General features: G+C 64.5%; 19 protein-coding genes. 6 read left to right on the top strand and 13 right to left on the bottom strand.

Features of this window, described 5'->3' with window-relative positions; all coding sequences use genetic code 11:
• Nucleotides 1–5: 5 nt before the first annotated feature.
• The 3 genes from AC5Y4H_RS10815 to AC5Y4H_RS10805 form a co-directional block, all read right to left on the bottom strand.
• Nucleotides 6–671 (bottom strand): DUF4190 domain-containing protein, encoded by a 666-nt coding sequence (locus tag AC5Y4H_RS10815; protein ID WP_499981310.1) that lies wholly within the window; start codon nucleotides 669–671, stop codon nucleotides 6–8.
• A gap of 77 nt (nucleotides 672–748) precedes the next feature.
• Nucleotides 749–1,411, bottom strand: a complete 663-nt coding sequence (locus AC5Y4H_RS10810; protein ID WP_499981306.1) for a DUF4190 domain-containing protein — start codon at nucleotides 1,409–1,411, stop codon at nucleotides 749–751.
• 363 nt (nucleotides 1,412–1,774) lie between these two features.
• Nucleotides 1,775–2,554 carry an Rv3717 family N-acetylmuramoyl-L-alanine amidase gene (locus tag AC5Y4H_RS10805; RefSeq protein WP_499981303.1) on the bottom strand — a complete coding sequence of 260 codons (780 nt, stop codon included), beginning with the start codon at nucleotides 2,552–2,554 and terminating at the stop codon, nucleotides 1,775–1,777.
• A gap of 128 nt (nucleotides 2,555–2,682) precedes the next feature.
• Between AC5Y4H_RS10805 and AC5Y4H_RS10800 the strand changes: the two genes are divergently transcribed.
• Entirely contained in the window at nucleotides 2,683–3,852 is a 1,170-nt protein-coding gene (locus AC5Y4H_RS10800; RefSeq protein ID WP_499981299.1) for an acyl-CoA dehydrogenase family protein, read from the top strand.
• On the opposite strand, the gene AC5Y4H_RS10795 is transcribed toward AC5Y4H_RS10800, so the two are convergent.
• The 4 genes from AC5Y4H_RS10795 to AC5Y4H_RS10780 all read right to left on the bottom strand — a co-directional run bounded on the left by AC5Y4H_RS10795 (nucleotide 3,832) and on the right by AC5Y4H_RS10780 (nucleotide 6,368).
• Nucleotides 3,832–4,368, bottom strand: a complete 537-nt coding sequence (locus AC5Y4H_RS10795) for a TetR/AcrR family transcriptional regulator (RefSeq protein WP_499981603.1) — start codon at nucleotides 4,366–4,368, stop codon at nucleotides 3,832–3,834. The genes AC5Y4H_RS10800 and AC5Y4H_RS10795 overlap by 21 nt on opposite strands.
• Nucleotides 4,369–4,432: 64 nt before the next feature.
• Nucleotides 4,433–4,993 carry a carboxymuconolactone decarboxylase family protein gene (locus AC5Y4H_RS10790; RefSeq protein ID WP_499981297.1) on the bottom strand — a complete coding sequence of 187 codons (561 nt, stop codon included), beginning with the start codon at nucleotides 4,991–4,993 and terminating at the stop codon, nucleotides 4,433–4,435.
• Entirely contained in the window at nucleotides 4,990–5,508 is a 519-nt protein-coding gene (locus tag AC5Y4H_RS10785) for a carboxymuconolactone decarboxylase family protein (protein ID WP_499981295.1), read from the bottom strand. Before AC5Y4H_RS10785 ends, AC5Y4H_RS10790 begins: the two co-directional genes overlap by 4 nt.
• Nucleotides 5,509–5,696: 188 nt before the next feature.
• Nucleotides 5,697–6,368, bottom strand: coding sequence for a C39 family peptidase (locus AC5Y4H_RS10780; RefSeq protein ID WP_499981293.1), 672 nt, complete (start codon nucleotides 6,366–6,368; stop codon nucleotides 5,697–5,699).
• Nucleotides 6,369–6,812: 444 nt separating this feature from the next.
• On the opposite strand from AC5Y4H_RS10780, the gene AC5Y4H_RS10775 reads away from it, so the two are divergent.
• Entirely contained in the window at nucleotides 6,813–8,369 is a 1,557-nt protein-coding gene (locus tag AC5Y4H_RS10775) for a serine/threonine-protein kinase (RefSeq protein WP_499981289.1), read from the top strand.
• 116 nt (nucleotides 8,370–8,485) lie between these two features.
• Here the strand turns inward: AC5Y4H_RS10775 and AC5Y4H_RS10770 are convergent, their stop codons facing one another.
• Nucleotides 8,486–8,890 carry a DUF3761 domain-containing protein gene (locus AC5Y4H_RS10770; protein WP_499981286.1) on the bottom strand — a complete coding sequence of 135 codons (405 nt, stop codon included), beginning with the start codon at nucleotides 8,888–8,890 and terminating at the stop codon, nucleotides 8,486–8,488.
• 375 nt (nucleotides 8,891–9,265) lie between these two features.
• Nucleotides 9,266–9,718 (bottom strand): VOC family protein, encoded by a 453-nt coding sequence (locus AC5Y4H_RS10765; RefSeq protein WP_499981285.1) that lies wholly within the window; start codon nucleotides 9,716–9,718, stop codon nucleotides 9,266–9,268.
• 143 nt (nucleotides 9,719–9,861) lie between these two features.
• Between AC5Y4H_RS10765 and AC5Y4H_RS10760 the strand changes: the two genes are divergently transcribed.
• A complete protein-coding gene (locus AC5Y4H_RS10760) occupies nucleotides 9,862–11,130 on the top strand; it encodes a cytochrome P450 (protein ID WP_499981284.1) in 1,269 nt (422 codons plus the stop codon).
• Between the two features lie 4 nt (nucleotides 11,131–11,134).
• On the opposite strand, the gene AC5Y4H_RS10755 is transcribed toward AC5Y4H_RS10760, so the two are convergent.
• Nucleotides 11,135–11,743, bottom strand: a complete 609-nt coding sequence (locus AC5Y4H_RS10755) for a TetR/AcrR family transcriptional regulator (protein WP_499981283.1) — start codon at nucleotides 11,741–11,743, stop codon at nucleotides 11,135–11,137.
• A 63-nt stretch (nucleotides 11,744–11,806) separates the two neighbouring features.
• Here AC5Y4H_RS10755 and AC5Y4H_RS10750 point away from each other — a divergent pair, with 63 nt between their 5' ends.
• Entirely contained in the window at nucleotides 11,807–12,286 is a 480-nt protein-coding gene (locus tag AC5Y4H_RS10750) for a DUF1707 domain-containing protein (protein WP_499981282.1), read from the top strand.
• A 41-nt stretch (nucleotides 12,287–12,327) separates the two neighbouring features.
• Nucleotides 12,328–12,855, top strand: coding sequence for an IS1096 element passenger TnpR family protein (locus tag AC5Y4H_RS10745; RefSeq protein WP_499981280.1), 528 nt, complete (start codon nucleotides 12,328–12,330; stop codon nucleotides 12,853–12,855).
• Nucleotides 12,856–12,867: 12 nt separating this feature from the next.
• Here the strand turns inward: AC5Y4H_RS10745 and AC5Y4H_RS10740 are convergent, their stop codons facing one another.
• The 3 genes from AC5Y4H_RS10740 to AC5Y4H_RS10730 all read right to left on the bottom strand — a co-directional run bounded on the left by AC5Y4H_RS10740 (nucleotide 12,868) and on the right by AC5Y4H_RS10730 (nucleotide 16,106).
• Nucleotides 12,868–14,097, bottom strand: a complete 1,230-nt coding sequence (locus AC5Y4H_RS10740) for a type II toxin-antitoxin system HipA family toxin (RefSeq protein WP_499981279.1) — start codon at nucleotides 14,095–14,097, stop codon at nucleotides 12,868–12,870.
• Nucleotides 14,094–14,303, bottom strand: a complete 210-nt coding sequence (locus AC5Y4H_RS10735; RefSeq protein WP_499981278.1) for a helix-turn-helix domain-containing protein — start codon at nucleotides 14,301–14,303, stop codon at nucleotides 14,094–14,096. The genes AC5Y4H_RS10740 and AC5Y4H_RS10735 overlap by 4 nt, the downstream gene beginning before the upstream one ends.
• Before the next feature lie 327 nt (nucleotides 14,304–14,630).
• Nucleotides 14,631–16,106 carry a serine/threonine-protein kinase gene (locus AC5Y4H_RS10730; RefSeq protein WP_499981277.1) on the bottom strand — a complete coding sequence of 492 codons (1,476 nt, stop codon included), beginning with the start codon at nucleotides 16,104–16,106 and terminating at the stop codon, nucleotides 14,631–14,633.
• A gap of 260 nt (nucleotides 16,107–16,366) precedes the next feature.
• Between AC5Y4H_RS10730 and AC5Y4H_RS10725 the strand changes: the two genes are divergently transcribed.
• Nucleotides 16,367–17,752 carry an FAD-binding oxidoreductase gene (locus tag AC5Y4H_RS10725; RefSeq protein ID WP_499981276.1) on the top strand — a complete coding sequence of 462 codons (1,386 nt, stop codon included), beginning with the start codon at nucleotides 16,367–16,369 and terminating at the stop codon, nucleotides 17,750–17,752.
• Nucleotides 17,753–17,971 lie beyond the last annotated feature (219 nt).

Genomic DNA, 17,971 nt, shown 5'->3' with positions numbered 1-17,971 from the left:
TGGTCTCAATACGGGTTCAGGCAGAGGGCGAAGGAACGGTCGGGAGGCGCGGCCACATACACCGAGTTGCACTCGTTGTTCGAGCGCACCCGCGCGGCGACCGTGTAGACCCCGTCACGGTGCTCGCAGTCGACACCGAACAGGTCCAGCGCGTCGTTGCCCGTGCTGTTGCGCAGCTGAAGCTCCACGCAGGTGCCGATCGGCACGGTCGCCAGGTCGAGCTTCGGCCCGCGCGGCACCGTGGTGCCCGGTGCGACCGACGTGATCACCCGCGGCGGTAGCGGCCTGGGCAGCGCGGAGCTGGACGCGGTCGCCGGCGTTGTGCTGCTTGGGCGGGTGCCCCAATACACGCCGCCCAGGATCAGCAGTACGCACATCAGGTAGCCGATCACCAGGCCGGCGATCGCGGCCGGACGTCCGCGTTCGCCGCTGCGATTGATCTGCGGCAGCGCGAGATGGCCCATCACGATGCCGGCGGGCGGAACGATCACCCCGAAGACCGGGGAGAGCACCGCCAGCGTGTTGTAGTCGGCGCGCGGCGGCTGTCCGCCGAACGGCGCACCCGGGTATCCGACCGGGGCCGTCGGTGCGCCGCCGTATGACACGGTGGGCGGGGTTCCACCGAACGGGTCGCCGGACTGCGGTGCAAAAGGGTCTTCGCTGGGGTACATCAATTCACCCCACCGGCTGTAGCGGCGAACCGCTGTGATGAGCGACGAGAGACGTTTCCGTGCGGCCCCATCTCAACTCAACCCTTGAAGTCGACGATGCAGGCATACACGGTCTTGGTTTTGTTCCACAGCGTCGTGGGGGTCTTGCAGGAGTCGTTGGACAGCAGCTGGGTCACCTGCAGCACGCCTTCGCGCACTTCGCACCTGACCGGGTAGATGGTGATGAAATCCGCCTTCTCCGACGGGTCCGGTTTGTTCTGCTGCACTTCGATGCAGTCACCGACGTGAAGGTCGCCGACGGAGACGCTCGGGCGCTGCGCGGGCGGCGGGGTGATCACCGTGGTCCGGGGCGGGGTCGGCGGCACGTAGGGGCTGGGGGCCGCGGTCTTGACCGTGTTCGAATCGGATCCACCGCTGGTCACCAACCACACCGCCAGTGCGCCGACCGCCAGCACGATGATCAGGTACGAGGCCGTCAACCCGAAGATGGCGCGGTCGCGGCCGCGCTCGTGGCGTTGGCGGATCTGGGACAGCGCCACATGGCCCAGCGCCGCACCGGCCGGCGCGAAGACGAACGCGAAGACGGCCGACAGAGTGGCCAACGTGTTGACCTTCGGCCCGGACGGGAAGGCGGCCGGTCCTGTGGGCGGATGGCTGGGCTGGTTGTGGCCGAACGCGGGCCCATGCCCCCCGAACGGGTCCCAACCGAAAGGATCCTGATAACCACTGCTATATGTCATCGGCGCCCCTTGGTGCAGGGCAGGAGCTGGTCACCCATCCCCCTCATCAAATCGCCATCCCATTCCCCGTCAGCGCGCCCAGTCGGCGGCGTTGACCGTCACCACATGCCTTGAAACTCGTGACGTCCCACCGCAACAAATCAACATAGTCGGTGCAGGCACGACGCACTCTTTTTCCACGAGAAGTACCTTTCGGTACTGCTATATATAGTGGCGCGCCGCGCGGCCGCGCAATTTAGGTTGCGGCCGGGCGTTCGCTGCCCGGTTGCCTCTAAAGTTAACTGCAAGGGACCGCTGCCGACTCCCACCCATCACGGGAGTTAGCTGACGAACGTCCGCAGCACGTCGGGTAATTAGCTTGAGCTACCCGGTCGGGGCTTTGGAGTTCAGAAAGGCGACTATCCCCTGGGTGACCGCGGCGGCATATTTGGCCCGACCGTCCGGACTTTCCATTCGCGCCAAGTCACCGGCGTTTTTCATGTTGCCCAGTTCGACCAGGACCGCGGGATAGTGGGCCAGGTTCAGCCCGGCGAGGTCGTCGCGGCCGTAGAGGCCGTCCGAGCCGATGTAGTTGGACGGCTGTAAACCGGACTGGACCAAGGCATCCCGCATCGCATGCGCCAGCTGTACCGCTGGTCCGGCTTGGACGTCGCTCAGGGGCGGGCTGGAGTAGTTGACGTGGAATCCGCTGCCGGATGCGGGCCCGCCGTCGGCATGGATGCTCACGATCGCATCGGGGTGCATGGCGTTGGCCGCGGCCGCGCGTTGGTCGATGCACGGGCCGACTCCGCTGTCGCCATCACGCGACAGCTGGGTTCGAACGCCCAACTGGTTCAGCGAATCGTTGATCAAGCCCACCACCGCCCAGGTGAACGCGTGCTCGGGATATCCGTCGTCGCCAACGGCGCCCGAGGTCTGGCAGGGCTTGGTGCCGCCGCGGCCGTTAGGGACCTGCTGGTTGATCGAGGCGTCGTTCACGGCGTTGTGGCCCGGGTCGAGGAAAACCGACATTGCGGCCACCCCGGCCGCCGCGCGCGGGGCCCGCAGCAACGCTCCGGCGGCCACGATCGCCGGCATCACACCTGCGATCTTCAGGACGTCGCGGCGAGCGACGGATCGCAGCCCACCGGGGCGATCACTCACCGCGCGATGGTAGCAATTGGCACGTCGGGGCTTGACGACCGGCAAAAAACGCTGGCAACGATCGTCTTTCGGGCGGATCGGAGCATCGCCTCCGTGTACATACTAAAAAGTATGTTAGGGTCGACGGCATGTCCCTGGTCGAAAGCCGCCCCCTGCACGGCGTCACCGACGACTTCGTGGCGCGCCTGGCCGATCGGGCCGAGGAGGCCGAGCGAATGCGACGCCTGCCCGCCGCGACGATCAGCGACTTCAAGCAGACCGACCTGTTCCGGTTGCTGCTGCCCGCACGATTCGGCGGCATCCAAGCCTCGTTTCCCGAACTGCTGCAACCGATTCGGCGAATGGCGCATGGCTGCGCATCGAGCGCCTGGACGCTCGGTTTCTACGCGCTGCACAACTGGATGCTGTCGCTGTTCGATCCGCGCGTTCAGGATGAGGTTTTCGCATCGGGGCCCGTGTTAGCGCCGGCTCCCCTGGCCCCTACCGGCCGTGGCGTACCGGCCGACGGCGGAGTGCGCCTGACCGGCAGGTGGTCCTGGGCGACGGGCGCGATGGATGCCGATTGGGTCATCGTCGGCGTGCTCGTCGACCGGCCGGACCGGATCGATCCGGCGCTGGCCGTGGTGCCCGCCGAGCAGGTCGAGGTCGTCGACACCTGGCACACGGCCGGCATGCGCGGTACCGGCTCGCACGATCTCGTCATCACCGACGCTCTCGTGCCCGAGCATCGACTGGTCGCCGTGGCCGACATCTACGGCGGGACGGCACCGGGCGCGCGTGAGCACGGGGTCCCGACCTACCGATGGCCGATGGTCCCGGCGCTGGCGCTGACGGCGTCCATGCCCGTGCTCGGAACCGCTGAACGCGTGACCGAACTGTTCGCCGAGCGGCTCAGCGGGCGCGTGCTCGCCTACAGCGGGGTGGCGCAGAAGGATCAGCCCGCCGCACAGATCCGGCTGGGCGAGGCCCGGGTACGGCTCAGCTCGCTGCGAGCCTTGGTCGCCAAGACCGCCGACGATATCGAGACGATCGTGGTCAGCGATGAACGGGTGAGCCGATCGATGCGGTCCGACGCACGACTGGCGGCAGCGCGTACCGTGCACGAAAGTCGCGCGATCATCGCCGATCTCATGGAGGCCTCCGGCGCGAGCGCCCATTTCTTGTCGAGCCCGATGCAGCGGGCCAAGCGAGATGTGGACATCGCCGCGGGCCACGTCGTGTTCGACTACGACACCAGCCGAGAGTTGGCCGGGGCGTTGGCGATCGGTGCGAAAATCTCACCCATCGCCATGGTCTGAGCCGGGCGTCTCCCCCAGCATCAGGGCCAGGAACCGTTCTCGTTGAGCCACCGCTTGGGCCTGCTCGGCGGAGTCGGTGAGGTGCAGCAGTCCGATTCCTGCGGCGAAGGTCGCCCCCGCGCGTAGTGTCGCCTCCTCGTGGCTGAAACCGTAGTCGCGGTAGGCCTTCGTGACGGTGAGCAGCAAATGACGGTCGGCTTCGCGGACATTGGCGGCGGCGACCGGGTCCAAGCGTGCCCATTCGCGCATCGCACGCTCCAGCATCCAGTTCTGAGGGCTGACCAGGTTGATCATCATGGCCGACAAGCGTTCCCGGGGTGGCAGCGCGTCGAGCTCGGACAGCGCCTGGCGGGCGCGTTCGAGAAACTTGTTCCACGATTCGACCAGTGCCGCCCGATAGGCTTCGATGTCTTCGAAGTGCCAGTAGAAACTGCCGCGGGTGACGCCCGCCTGCCGGCACAGGCGTTCGACCTTGAGTGCGCGCACTCCCTCCTCGGCGAGCACGGTGTAACCCACCTCCAGCCAGTCTTCGGCCGACAGGCGGGTCGAGGGCTGCTTTCGCACCACCACACCATGAAGGTTACGGGAGGCCCTGCTGGCGCGTCGGCGGCACGGGGAGTCGGGCGGTGTCGTCGAGGTCGACGTCGAGCGCGTTGAGCATCAGCGCCAGGCCCGCATATCGACCGATGACCATCAGCGCTTCGACGGTGGCCTCCGACCCGAGAGCCGTGTGGACCTGGTCGAAAAGCGGGGCCGCGACGTGGCGCGTGGTAACCAGTTCGGTCGTCAGGCGCAGCACGGCAAGCTCGGTGAGATCGAATTGTCCTGTTTGCCAATCGGACTCGGAGGTGACGGCGTTGATGGTGGCGCTGTCGACGCCGACCGTTTGTGCGACATCCCTGTGCTGGCCCAGTTCGTAGGCGCAGTCCATGAGGTAGGCGGTGCGCAGGACGATGAGTTCGCGCAGTCTCCTCGGCAGCACCGGGCTGGTCAGGGCGGCGTCGCCGGCCACCATCCATCCGGTGAACACCTGCTCGGCGTTGGCCAGCACGCGGTACACGTTGAGATTGCCCCGCCGCGCGGTCAATTCGCGGGCGAGTTCGGTCATGTCTTCGGGCCGGCGATAGGGGATGCGGGTCATTGTGCGTCGATGTCGAGGTCGACGGCGTTGAGCACCAGCGCCAGGCCGTAGTAGCAGCTGACGATCATCAGCAATTCGGTGAGTGCCTCGTCGCCGAGCAGAGCGTGGGCCCTGGCGAAGGTGTCGTCGCTGAGTCTGCGGGTGGTACACAACTCGGTGACGGTGTCGATGACGGTACGTTCGTCGCCGCTGAATCCGGCCGCGTCTAGGTCAGCTTTGTTCTGAAAGGCGTCGATTTGTCGGTCGGACAGGCCCGCGTTGCGGGCGAAGACCACGTGCTGGGCGAGCTCATAGGGCGAGTCCTGCATGTGGGCCACCCGCAGGATGATGATTTCACGCATCCGCGGAGCGAAGGTGGGGCTTTCGAAGAGCTGGCCGGCCATCTGCGCCCAGCTCTCGAATATGTTGGGGGCATTGGCGATTAGTCGAAGCACGTCGAGGGTGTCGGGACGGGTGAGGAGTTGCCGAATCTGTTCCGGCTGCTCGTCTGCTTTGGCCAAAGGCATTCGCGTCATCCGCCCGAGTCCCTTTCTCTTCTAGGAAGGATTCCTCGACTGTAGTGAACACCGATGTTCGGAGGTAGAGAGCGTTGTCGTTCATGTGCTATCGCGTTAGGGCTCTACCCGCGGGCCCGGCTTGGTGTCCCGCCGGACCCTTCGATTGCGTTGGATCGCAGGTTATTTCGCTTTCGGATGGCCGATCGTCACTTGGTCACGATAGCCGAGTTGTAGTTCGGGGCCCACGCCCGCTCGAAGACGGCGATGGGAACCTGCTCGTCGCGTCCGGTGCTGATGCCGCTGTCGTTGAGATGCACCACACCGGCCTTGCTGTCTATGCCGGTGACCACCACAAAGTGGTTTGCAGAGTTCCGCTTCCCGGGCCGGTTCCAGATTGTTTCGGCATTGACGATGACGATGACCTTGTGGTTTCCCGCCAGCTTGCGGGCGACGGCGGCGGTATCGGTCTGGATGTTGTCGGCTCTGATCCAGTAGTGCCACAGCAGTATCGGAAGGTCGGCGATATCGGTCGTGCCCGTTGGCTTCCAAATCGGTTTGTGACCCGCTGCGCTCGGTGTGTTTTCGGCCAAAGTGATCATCTGCTGTTCGGTTGGCTCGCGTCCCGTCATCTCGCCGACCACATCGGCCACGGCCATTTCCCCACAATCGGAAGCTTGTTGTTGGCGCCAGTAGGGCGCGGCGGCGACGGGATCGCCATACATTCCCAACTCATGGTCGGCGTCGGGGACGGGAGCGCCCGGGCTCGCATGCACCCCATCGGCCAATATCAGCGGCAACGCCGCCACCGCGGACAACCATACGGCCCGGCGCAGCGTTCGTGCGGCGCTGGCGACCTTTGCCCGCGAGGTGCTCGTCATGGGTGTCCGCTCCGGGGCCGCCGCGACGGCTTGTAGATGTGCCCAAAAGAAATTCAGGTTGTGGCCCTGGACGGAGATTTAACGGAAATTTGGCGAAAATGCCGCACCGACACGCGGGCAGTTATCGCGGTGAAATCAAGCTGGTAGCCGGAAGGGTTTCAGACTGCGTGGCGCACGATCGGCGTCGAAACGGCCGGCAAGCTCACACGGCCCGCGGTGCATCGGCGGCGTCGAGCTGGTGGATAGCCATCAGCATGCCCTTTGGCATGTCCAATGGAGTGCGGTTTGCGCCCGCTGGAGGGAGGCGATGCCGCAATGACCCGTCCACTCCGAGTTCGGGACCTCGCCAATAACAAATAATACAAACCTATGTAGGTAAAAGCCCTGCGCAGCCGCAGCACTCCGTCAGATACTGGCCCCGGCGATAGAACGCAGGAGGGTGTCGTGTCGCTCGTCGGCAGCAAATTCGGCAAATATGAAATCAGGCAGCTGCTTGGTGAGGGCGGCATGGGTGAGGTGTACGAGGCTTACGACACCAACAAAGGCAGAACCGTTGCCTTGAAGGTACTTACGGCTAGATACGCCAATGATGAAACCTTCCGTGCTCGATTTCTGCGCGAGTCGCGCGCCGCCGCAGTCCTGCAGGAGCCGCATGTCATCCCTATCCATGACTGGGGCGAGATCGACGGCGTTCTCTACATCGATATGCGACTGGTCCGGGGCCTGACACTCCACGAAATTCTCAAGAAGGGCGCCCTTGAACCGCAGCGCGCGACCGATCTCATCCGGCAGATCGCGTCGGCGTTAGATGCTGCCCACGCCGTAGGCCTGATTCATCGTGACGTGAAACCCCAAAACATCATTATCACGCCAGAGGATTTCGCATATCTGGTCGACTTTGGCATCGCCGAAGTGAGGGGTGACACGCACCTGACGATGACGGGATACACAGTCGGGAGCTTCGACTACATGGCTCCCGAGCGATTCGGTGACGAGGAAGCAACCTCAGCGGTCGACGTCTATTCGTTGGCATGCGTTCTTTACGAGGCGCTCACTGGCGCCAAACCTTTCCCGGTGCATAGCGCCGAGCAGGCCATCCGAGCCCACCTGTCATCGCCGCCTCCGCGACCAAGCTTGGTCAATTTCCATGTTCCAGCGTCCTTTGACGACGTGATTGCCCGCGGCATGGCAAAGCACCCGGATGACCGTTACGGCAGCGCCGGCGCGCTAGGACGTGCGGCGAAACGGGCAATCGAGCCAGGCCCAATCCTCCCGGCCGGCACAGACACACTGCTGGCGCCCCACTACAGTAATCCGCCGCCGAGTTATCCGCCGTTCAACGCCCAATACTCCTATCCCGCAACGGGTCCCACAAGCGCAAGCGGTGCGGAGCAAGGTGTCTCGAGAAAGTTGATCTTGTTGACCGTGGTAGGGGTCGCGGTGGCGCTGTTAGTGGGCGGCATCGGACTTATCATCGCTGCACGGTCCCAACGAGACTCGAGCAACTCAGAGTCCACCACGGCGCCCCCGATTCCCTACACCAATCCTGTAACTACTTATGAGACACCACCATTGGCTACCCAGCCGGCGCGACTACCCAACGCGGCGACACTTACACCACAGGATCCCACGCAGCAGCTACATCAGATCGCCAATGACGATCGGTCTTTCGTGAGCGCGCAACTTGCCGACCACTGGGTGCCGCAACTCAGCTCTAAGCGTCCCGGCGTCGTCGATAGCGGCGTTGTGTGGGATAACGCGAGGACGCTGCAGGAACACCTACAGCTCAGACAGCGCTATCCCAACGTGAAATTGCTTTGGTCGGGCGATTGGTCAACGTTTTCGGCGCCGGACTTTTGGGTCACGGTTGTCGGCATCACCTTCGCCGATTCAAGCGGTCCACTCGCATGGTGCAGTTCAAAAGGATTTGATCGAGACCACTGCGCCGCCAAGCTCATTAGTACGACGCATCCCGAACCGGGAAGCACGGCTTACAACTGACTCGATGGCCTGAGGGTTATCAAGCGCGCTTTGAGCACAGGTGATCTTCATTCGCTAGTGCGGGCAATCGTGATATCCCAAACGCCGAACTCTCTTCTCAAACCTAGGGCTGACAGTCAGTTGCTCAACCACTGCTTAACACCGCCGTGGCCCGAGCACGTTCCTGTGTGGTGGGCGCTGAATGAGTAGTCGCCATCCCGACACACGGCGGTCGCGCCCGGAGGGGGAGCGCCGGAAGTGCCGCCGCCAACTCCTGAGGGATTGCTGCCAGGACTACCAACGAGGCCCGGAGGGTTGCCGCCAGCACCACCTACAAGAACCGGGTTGCCGCCAGTGCCACCGCTGATGCCCGGAGCGCCTCCGGCGGTTGGGCTAGGAATGCACTGCCCATCCGAGTTCTGGTAGTAGCCGTGGCCGCAACCTGCCAGAAAAGTCGTCGGCCCGCTCGCGACGACTGCTGGCGTTATGCCTAACGCCCCTCCTGAAATAGCCGCCGCAGCAATCAAAATTTGAACGCGCATGTGCCACCCGCAAGTTGATACTGAAATTGACGGGTGCCCACCCCGGACGGCAGCGTAGCGGGTCGAGGATGCTTTTCGCAGTGAAATTGTCAGAACTACTGCCTTGCGGCCGCAGCCCGAGCAAAGTTGCCAAGGCGGCGCGCGCTTGATGGCCAAAACATCGTCGCGTGGCAGGCGCTAGGGGACCCGCACTCCGGCTAAGTCGGACCGTCATGCAAATTGCCGTCTCAGGGCGCTCCGTGGGTCTACCTGGAATGATGATGGGGCAGGCGATGGTCAAACCCCGCGACCGACGGATTATGAGTTCGTCGACAACGCGCCGCGAAACCGCGAAATGCTGGGGCGAAACACAGCGCGGGGCCCAGCGAAACCGCCCTAAGGCCGCGGCGGCAACGCAGCCAACCACCCATCCGAAAGCAACTCCAACAACTGCCCATCCGGATCCCGGATCATCGCCGCGCCCGCCGACACCGACGAATCGACCACGGCTCCCCCGAACTCCGTCACCCGAGCCAATACTCCGGGAAGATCCGACACCGAGAACGAGATGTGCGTCAGCCCGAGCTGATCCATCACCCGCTCCGAGCCGGCGTGCACCCGACGCTTCGAGTAGTCCATCAACTCGAGCACGAACCCGTCACGCACCAGATAGGTCGCGTGCACGCCGAGCGGCTCGGGCAACCCCACCAGCTGCGATGTCGCACCGTCGGGCGGGTCGAGTTCCCACCAGAACTCAAACCCCAGCAGGCCCTCGTAAAACCGGCGCGACCGCTCGCGGTCCGTCACGCATAACCCAACGTGATTGAAAACCGTCCGATGACTACTCAACAAAACCTCCGCAGCAAGTCAGACCACTGACGAACACGAATCTCTACCGCTCCACGCCTCCTAAACGCGTAATAATGCAAAGATAAACCAATAAGCATCCGCCACCGCCAGCTAGGCGAACCCCCTTCCTTGGAGGGCTTTCGATGGCCACACGTCCGAACGTCAGCGCAGACGCGATCGTTGACTTCGACCATCATTCCGACGCGTTCAACATCAACGAGCTGGCCATCAATGCCGAACTGCGGCAACGATGTCCGGTGGCGTGGAACGAGAACTACGGCGGGTTCTGGTTCCTCAGCAGCTACGACGCCGTGAGCCACACCGCCCGAGACGGCGACACGTTCGCCCACAAATACGAACCCGACGCACCAGACGGCGTGAATTACCAGGGCGAGATGGGCGTCCCGCGCCCCGATGGCCAACCGGCCCTGGGCATCGGCGAGGTCGACGGCCCCTACCACCAAGCCCTGCGGCACGCGCTGGCCCCGTTCTTCTCCCCCGGCGCCGTCGAAAAACTCAAGCCCTTCATGGAGCAGTCCGCCTACTGGTTCCTCGACCAGCGCATCGCCGACGGACAGATGGACCTGGTGCTCGACTACGCCAGCCCGGTCCCGGCCATCCTGACCATGAAGCTGATGGGTCTGCCCTACGACAACTGGCACCTGTACGCCAACCTCTTTCACTCCGTCATGGCCGTCGCGCAAGACAGCGACGAATACGCCACCGCGATCGCCAAAGTGCCCGCCATGATGGAAGAAGTCATCGAGTTCGCAACAACCAGGCGGCGCAACCCGAAAGACGACCTGACCAGCTTCCTCCTGCAGTTCGAAGTCGACGGCCGCCGCCTCACCGACGAACAGCTGCTCAACATCCTGTGGAACCTCATCGGCGGCGGCGTCGACACCACCACCTCCCAAACCGCGCTCACCCTGCTGCACCTGGGCACCCACCCGGACCTCCGACAGCAACTCATCGACCACCCCGAGCTCTACCGCACCGCCACCGACGAATTCCTGCGCTACTTCTCGGTCAACCAAACCCTTAGCCGCACAGTCACTCACGACGTCGTCGTCGGCGGCCAATGCCTGAGAAAAAACGATCGCGTCGTCATCAGCTGGCTATCGGCCAACCACGACGAAAACGAATTCGCCCGACCCGACGAGATCATCCTCGATCGCGCACCCAACCGCCACGTCGCCTTCGGGCTGGGACCGCACCGCTGCATCGGATCGCACCTGACGCGGCTCATGTCGGCGGTGATGGTCAAGGCGGTGCTCGACCGCATCCCCGACTATCAGGTCGACGTCGACAACGTCCACCAATACCTGGGCAACCCGAGCATGACCGGTCTGGGCAAGCTCCCGGTCACGTTCACCCCCGGAGCCAGCCGGGAAACGTCCCGCCCGTGGTGATCGCTCAAAGCACTTGCGCCACAACTCTCGCGATCACTTCGTCGGGGGCTTGAACAATCCCGACGGCGCTCAGTTGGCCACCGATGGCAAGGGACGCGATGCCGTGCACCAGCGACCAGAGCGGCGCGGCCACCTCCCGCGGGTCCCGACCGCCGGCGATCCCCGCTTCCTGGCACTTGGTGATCGCGTCGAGCAGGTCGCCGAACGCCTGCTCGCCGGCCGTCGCCATGCTCGGCTGCTCTGCCTTCAGCGACTCCGCGCCGAACATCACCTGATAGTGGTCCGGATGGGCGATTGCCCACCGCACATACGCGCGACCGAGCTCGATGACCCGCTCCTTGGGATCCGTTACGCGGTCGGCCGCCGCGGCCAGCGCGGCGTGCAGGTCGCGGAATCCCTGTTCGGCGACGGAGGCCAGCAGCTCGGCCTTGTCGGCGAAGTGCCGGTAGGGCGCCGCGGCGCTGACCCCGGCGCGCCGCGCCGCCTCGGTGAGGGTGAATCCTTTGGGCCCCTTCTCGGCCACCAGCGATAAGGCCGCGCTGGTCAGCGCGCGCTTCAGATCGCCGTGGTGATAGCTCCGACGCCGCCCGACGGTCGACCGCTTCGCTGACATGTTGACGAGATTAACATTATGCTTTATGTTAATGCTATTCACATCGGCGCCCCAGGAGACGAAATGTCGAACCTCCCTGAAACCACAACCACCCTCGCCGGCACCCGCGACCGGGAGAACACGGCCGACCTGCTCGGTCAGGCGCTCGCCCAGGGTTACCTGCAGGTGGACGAGTACGACCAACGGCTGCAAACGGTCTTCCAGACGCACACGGCCCAGGAACTACACGAACTCACCGCGGGCCTGCCACTCGATCGCATCCGGCGTCACGATCCCCGTCGGCGTGCCGCTCGCGTCGCCGCGGCCCGCCGCGGACTCCGCGCCCACTTTTACGCGTACCTCGCCATGTGCGTCATCGTGCTCACCGTCTGGGCAGCGGTTGCCATGACGACCAACGCCACCTATTTCTGGCCGATCTGGCCCATCCTCGGCGCAGGAATCGGGCTCGTCAGCCACGCCCTATCGGTTCCGGGCGCCAAGCAAAGGCATTGGTTACTAATGCTTCCGGCCACCCAGAGCCGAGAAACAATGCGACTGTGGTGACCCTTGCGCACCAAGGGAGTCCGGCTGCATCATGGCTAGCCATGGCGCGAACATGGTTGTCGATCAGGGTCGATCTGGTCAGCGGCCGCGGGGAGGACTATTGGCCGCGGCCTGGCCGAATCTCCGCCGCAAATCGCAACCATCGGTTCAGTCAACTCGCTGAGGCGATCGACACCGCCTTCGCCCGCTGGGACCGCGCGCATCTCTGCAAATTCGAGCTGAGCGACGGCAGGGCGATCGGCCAGCCCGAGTTCGACGACTTAGACCAGGGCTTCCTCGATGCCGCCGCGACAAAACTGTCCACCCTGTCGTTGGGTGAGCAATTCGTGTACGAGTTCGATTTCGGCGACGGTTGGACACATCTGTGCACAGTGGGACCGGAACTGATCGAACCGGAAGACGAATTGGGGATTGTGCCGAGGTCCCCGCTCGCCTATCTCGGGTGGGGCGATATTCCGGACCAGTACGGTCGCCGGTGGATCGACGATGAGGACGACGGAACGGAGCCACCCGATCCTGAACTGAGCGATCTGCCGCCACTGCAGCCGGGCTGGGGGCCGCAGACCTGACTAGGCCGCTGGCTATCGCAGACTATCGATTCTCCTGCGCAGCATCTGCGCGAGAAGTCTCGTTTGCCGCTCATCGAAACCGATTTCACCGCACTTGTCCGGCCAATCATGTGCCGCATCGACAATCGCGTCGATCATTCGCGTGGAGGCGCGTGGCCGTAGACCAAGGCGCTCACCAGCATCCACGAAGTCGCTGCGAGTGAGCCGGTTGGCTCGGCCAAAAAGGTTGAGCGCCATGGGGTCGCGCCAGCGCATATAAGGCTGGGTGCAGAGCAGATCGTACGCGGGCGTCGGTTGCCAGATACCATCTGGGTTGTAGATCGACAAGTTCTTGCCGTGCAGGTCCCCGTTGCCGATAAGCCAGGAAAAGACAACGACTTTCAATAATTCGAGGACAGCCGCAGGCTTAGACCCGCCACCGCGTCCGCAAGCATCGGCAAGGGCTGTAATTGCGGTCTCGTTTTTCATGCGGTACTTCGACGCGGGATAGATTCCCGCGACCTGGCATGCGTCCTCCTGCGCTATCCGCGTCGCCCCTGCCCGGTCGAATCGGGTTACCAGCAAGGCACTGCTCCCCTTGACATCATGCAGCAGCGATGTCGGGGCGACACGAAGCCCGCACGCGGCAGCCATCGTCATGAAAAAGTGCTCGTTCTCGACGATCAGCGGATACTGGACGGGATTGAGCTTGAGTATCGCCGGCCCGGAACGGGTTTGGGCCGGTGCAGACAGCATCGCGGCGCTGACCTTAGGTTGTACTCCGGCCAGACCCACAGGGTCTGCGTCGACCGAACCGGTCAATCGCGCAAACACGGCACGAAAGTCGTTGTCGCGCTCGGGCTCAAACATTGGCAGCGGCCGAGCCGGTGCCGCATCCGCGGGCACGACCCGGACGTTGCCGATGGTGTCTGCGCCGATCGCCAGCAACAATGTGAGGTGATCGTCGGCCGAGGTTTTCGTCGACGAGGTCACCACGCCCAGCCGTACTCCCTCGGGAAGTAGCCCCGCGAAGAACGGCGGAACGGCGCCTCCCGTAGTGACAACGGGATATTCGCCGGACCGAAGTAGGGACCACGATACCGACCGTTCCCGAATGTTCGATTCGGCCGGACGTTGGTCGGCGGTGTAACTGAAGCTGATCGTGTCCGAGGGTTCGCGAGTCAGGTGAGCAGCGAGGTCTTCACCGATATACACGTCAGCCTCGGTGACGTCGCGTAGATCGAGGCGGCGAGATCTGGTCATTCGGCCGTTGCGCTCACGCCGATGTGCATACCGAGAACCTCGGCGATCTGGACGACGGACCCGAACTTGACCCCGCCGCTTCCCCGTTCGAGTGATTGGACGCTGGAGCGCGAGACGCCGGCTAGGTCGGCCAGAGTTTGTTGCGTGAGACGCAGCTCGACTCGTCGTTCCGCGAAGGCCCGCCCTATGCGTGTTATATCAGGCATAGAGCTGTCAGGTCGGGGGCTTGTCCTCCTCGGAGTTGCCACTTCACTCCTTGTGCTTGGGATTACACGCATAAATAGCATGCATTGACCGTTTAGCAACTGTCAAGCTTCTATGCTCTATTTTTCAAGCTTAACCAGGCCGAACAGTCCGCACGGGACGCAGAGCGTCGGACTTATGAACCCCATTCCAAAAGCGCTCGCACATCCGCTAGCACGTTTGGGAATCACATTATGGTCGGAAAGCCGTTACCCAAGTGACGTATGAGGCCAAGGCTCGCACTATTCCGTGGCACGTCGGTGAGCCGAAACGCACTGCGCGCGCCCAACTTACGTCGCCGTAGCGTATTGCAACACCGGTTCGGACGAATCGACGTGACCGTAGCTGATGATCCGCAGCCGGTTCGGCCGTACCTCGTAGACGACGCCGTCGACCGGATTGGTGACATCGAATCCGTCCTCGACCGGCTCGGCGTTGGAGAGCTCGATGTGGGCCCCGTCGCGAATCCGCTCGCCGCGGTAATAATAAGTGCCGCTGAGGTTTTTACACACCACCGCCAAAGACTTGGCAGTGCGCACCACGGCGGCCGGCGGATTGCCCGGGTCACAGCGCGCCGTCTCGCCGACGAACCCTAACCCGTCGGCACCCTTCACCGGACGCGACAACGTCGGCGTCAGCGGCGCCGGTGAGGTCGTCGGGGCCGGGGGCACCGCTCCCTTCGACGTCTGTGGCGGCGGCGACGCGTTGTCATGAGTGCCGCCAACCAGATTCACCGACAACACCAGCCCGGCGATCAGCACGACTACTGCCACGGCGGTCACGACGATCGGTGTGCGGCCAACCGCCGGCCAATGCCACGTGCGAACAGGCGCAGCAGGCAGCGCGGGCGCGCTGGGCTCATCGAGCTCCGCAAGGGAGACCGTCGGCAATGGGCGCGTGCGAAGGGGTGGCGAGCTCCGGCCGGCCGCGGCGGCAACCGGCTCGTAAGCCGCGAACACCGCCTCACTGGCGGCTCGCGCAAGCTCACCCGCGGAACCGAATCGCGCGGCACCCTGTTTGGCCATACCCCGGCTGATGATCTCGTCGTACTCCCGGCCGACGCCACGGCGCATGATGCTGGGCCGGGGCGCCGGCGCCAGCAGGTGCTCGCGCTTCAACTCCCCCGCGTCGTCGCCCTCGAAAGGCGGCTGTCCGGTGAGGCACTCGTAGAGCACGCACGCCAGCGAGTAGATGTCGGTCTGCGGACCGATGCGTCCGGTGGTGAATCGCTCGGGCGCCATGTAGGTCCGCGAAAGGCTTTCGTCGCCGGCGGCCGCGGCGATGCCGAAGTCGGCCAGGTAGGTGAAGTGGTCGTGGGTCAGCAGAATGTTCTCCGGCTTGAGGTCGAGGTGCACCAACCCCGCGGCGTGCGCGGCGTCCAGCGCGCGCGCCACCTGCGCGGTGATCGACGCCGCGCGCGACGGCTCCAGGCCACCCTGTTCGCGCAGCAGGTCCTTGAGGCTGCCGCCGTCGTCGACAAGGTGCATGTCGATGAAGGGGACCCCGTCGATCTCGCCGAAGTCGTGCAGCGGGAGCACGTGGGGCTCCTGGAGCCGCGTCACCTTCCGGCACTCGCGCCAAAGACGTTGCTGGAAGCCAGGGTCCGCGGCCGTCTCGCCACGTAACAGCTTGAGCGCGACCATCCGGTCCTTAACCGTGTCGTACGCCCGGTAGGTTTCGCCCATTGCCCCGGCGCCGATCAGTGATCGCAGCTCGTACGGCCCGAACCGGGTACCGAGCCGCGAACCGCGGGACGAGGAGGTCAATTGAGCAATCCTTTCTAAACGCAGTCCAGCACGCGAGTTCCCGAATCAGGCGTCGAGATAACGTGCGCAGCCTCACGCGTGTCGCTACTCCGAGACACCGCTGATGGTCGCTATTGTCCGGCGGCCGACTACCCACGGCACCGGCCTGCGCGAATTGCGCCACACCCACCCTAGCGGCAGGGACGCCCAATTTTCTTCCCCAGCGCCGTGCGCAGCACCGATACAGTGAGCTGTCCGGCAAGAAGAGGGTGAGGCCTTCGATGACCGACATGACGGCGCAGTTCGCGACGATCGTCGGCGAGCACAACTTGCTGACGGGCGACGCCATTTCCGAGGACTACGCGCACGACGAGGTGCTGACCAAGCCGCCGCAAAAGCCGGCATACCTGGCCAAACCCGAGACCGCCGACGAAGTCGCACACCTGCTCGAGCTCGCCACGGAAAACCACGTGCCGGTGACGGCCCGGGGTTCGGGCACCGGCTTGTCGGGCGCGGCGATTCCCCGCGCCGACGGGCTGCTGATCTCCTTCGAGCGGATGAATGCCGTGCTGGAGGTCGACGTCACCAACCAGGTCGCCGTCGTCCAACCGGGCGTGACGCTCAGCGAATTGGACGACGCGACCGCCGGCACCGGCCTGCGATACATGGTGCACCCGGGCGAGCTGTCGTCCAGCGTCGGCGGCAACGTGGGCACCAACGCCGGCGGCATGCGCGCGGTCAAGTACGGCATCGCCCGCCACAACGTGCTCGGCCTGCAGGCCGCGCTGCCCACCGGCGAGCTCATCCGCACCGGCGGCAAGATCGCCAAGGTCTCCACCGGTTACGACCTGACCCAGCTCATCGTCGGCTCCGAAGGCACCCTGGCTTTGGCCACCGAGGTGACGGTCAAGCTGCATCCGCGCCTCGACCACAGCGCCACCGTGCTGGCCCCGTTCGCCGACTTCGATCAGGTCATGGCGGCGGTGCCCAAGGTCCTGATCAGCGGCCTGTCGCCCTACATCCTCGAGTACGTCGACAGCGTGACGATGGCGGCGCTGGTCCATACCCAGAACCTCGAGCTCGGCGTGCCCGATAACGTCCGCGATAGCTGTCAGGCGTATCTGGTTGTGGCGCTTGAGAATCGGACCGCGGATCGGCTGGACGAGGACGTCGAGAAGACCGGTGAACTACTGGCCGGGTTGGGTGCCGTGGATGCCTATGTGCTCGAGGGTGGCTCGGCGCGCAAGCTCATCGAGGCGCGCGAGAAGGCGTTCTGGACGCTCAAGGCGCTCAACGCCGACGACCTGATCGACACCGTGGTGCCGCGTGGCGCGATGCCGAAGTTCCTCTCCGGTGCGCGCGGTCTGGCCGCGGCGGCCGGAGCCGCCGCTGCGGGCTGCGGGCACGCCGGCGACGGCAACGTGCACTTGGCCATCTTCTGCCCGGACCCGGCGATCCGAAAGAAGCTGCTGACCGACATCTTCGCGCTGGCAATGGAATTGGGTGGGGCGATCTCCGGCGAGCACGGCCTGGGCCGTGCCAAGGCCCCGTACTTCGTGGAGCTCGAGGATCCGGTCAAGGTCGACCTGATGCGCCGCATCAAGGCGAGCTTCGACCCGGCCGGCATCCTCAACCCCGACGTCGTGTTCACGTCGGGCGACGCGTAAAGCGTTATTTCAGCCCCCGCCTCCGGCGGATTGTCGCTCAGAGGCGGGCAAAAGACATACCGCCGCGCGCAGAAGCGCAAGTGGCGCCTGTGACTTAGCGACGCGGCGGCCGAGACGTAAACGCTAGCTACGCAACGGTTCCCGGCCGATCGCGGGTGTGACCGAGGCGTCCACGTCGGTTTCTTCGTGGTCGGCGAGCCAGCGTTCGGCGTCGATGGC

Source organism: Mycobacterium sp. NGS58 (assembly GCF_059812385.1).
This window is presented reverse-complemented; position numbering and strand designations above follow the sequence as displayed.

What these genes read in the sequence shown, in the direction of transcription:
- AC5Y4H_RS10815 (WP_499981310.1), bottom strand. Translation starts at nt 671, where the DNA reads ATGTACCCCAGCGAAGACCCTTTTGCACCGCAGTCCGGCGACCCGTTC.
- AC5Y4H_RS10810 (WP_499981306.1), bottom strand. Translation starts at nt 1,411, where the DNA reads ATGACATATAGCAGTGGTTATCAGGATCCTTTCGGTTGGGACCCGTTC.
- AC5Y4H_RS10800 (WP_499981299.1), top strand. Translation starts at nt 2,683, where the DNA reads ATGTCCCTGGTCGAAAGCCGCCCCCTGCACGGCGTCACCGACGACTTC.
- AC5Y4H_RS10790 (WP_499981297.1), bottom strand. Translation starts at nt 4,993, where the DNA reads ATGACCCGCATCCCCTATCGCCGGCCCGAAGACATGACCGAACTCGCC.
- AC5Y4H_RS10785 (WP_499981295.1), bottom strand. Translation starts at nt 5,508, where the DNA reads ATGACGCGAATGCCTTTGGCCAAAGCAGACGAGCAGCCGGAACAGATT.
- AC5Y4H_RS10780 (WP_499981293.1), bottom strand. Translation starts at nt 6,368, where the DNA reads ATGACGAGCACCTCGCGGGCAAAGGTCGCCAGCGCCGCACGAACGCTG.
- AC5Y4H_RS10770 (WP_499981286.1), bottom strand. Translation starts at nt 8,890, where the DNA reads ATGCGCGTTCAAATTTTGATTGCTGCGGCGGCTATTTCAGGAGGGGCG.
- AC5Y4H_RS10760 (WP_499981284.1), top strand. Translation starts at nt 9,862, where the DNA reads ATGGCCACACGTCCGAACGTCAGCGCAGACGCGATCGTTGACTTCGAC.
- AC5Y4H_RS10755 (WP_499981283.1), bottom strand. Translation starts at nt 11,743, where the DNA reads ATGTCAGCGAAGCGGTCGACCGTCGGGCGGCGTCGGAGCTATCACCAC.
- AC5Y4H_RS10750 (WP_499981282.1), top strand. Translation starts at nt 11,807, where the DNA reads ATGTCGAACCTCCCTGAAACCACAACCACCCTCGCCGGCACCCGCGAC.
- AC5Y4H_RS10745 (WP_499981280.1), top strand. Translation starts at nt 12,328, where the DNA reads ATGGCGCGAACATGGTTGTCGATCAGGGTCGATCTGGTCAGCGGCCGC.
- AC5Y4H_RS10740 (WP_499981279.1), bottom strand. Translation starts at nt 14,097, where the DNA reads ATGACCAGATCTCGCCGCCTCGATCTACGCGACGTCACCGAGGCTGAC.
- AC5Y4H_RS10735 (WP_499981278.1), bottom strand. Translation starts at nt 14,303, where the DNA reads ATGCCTGATATAACACGCATAGGGCGGGCCTTCGCGGAACGACGAGTC.
- AC5Y4H_RS10725 (WP_499981276.1), top strand. Translation starts at nt 16,367, where the DNA reads ATGACCGACATGACGGCGCAGTTCGCGACGATCGTCGGCGAGCACAAC.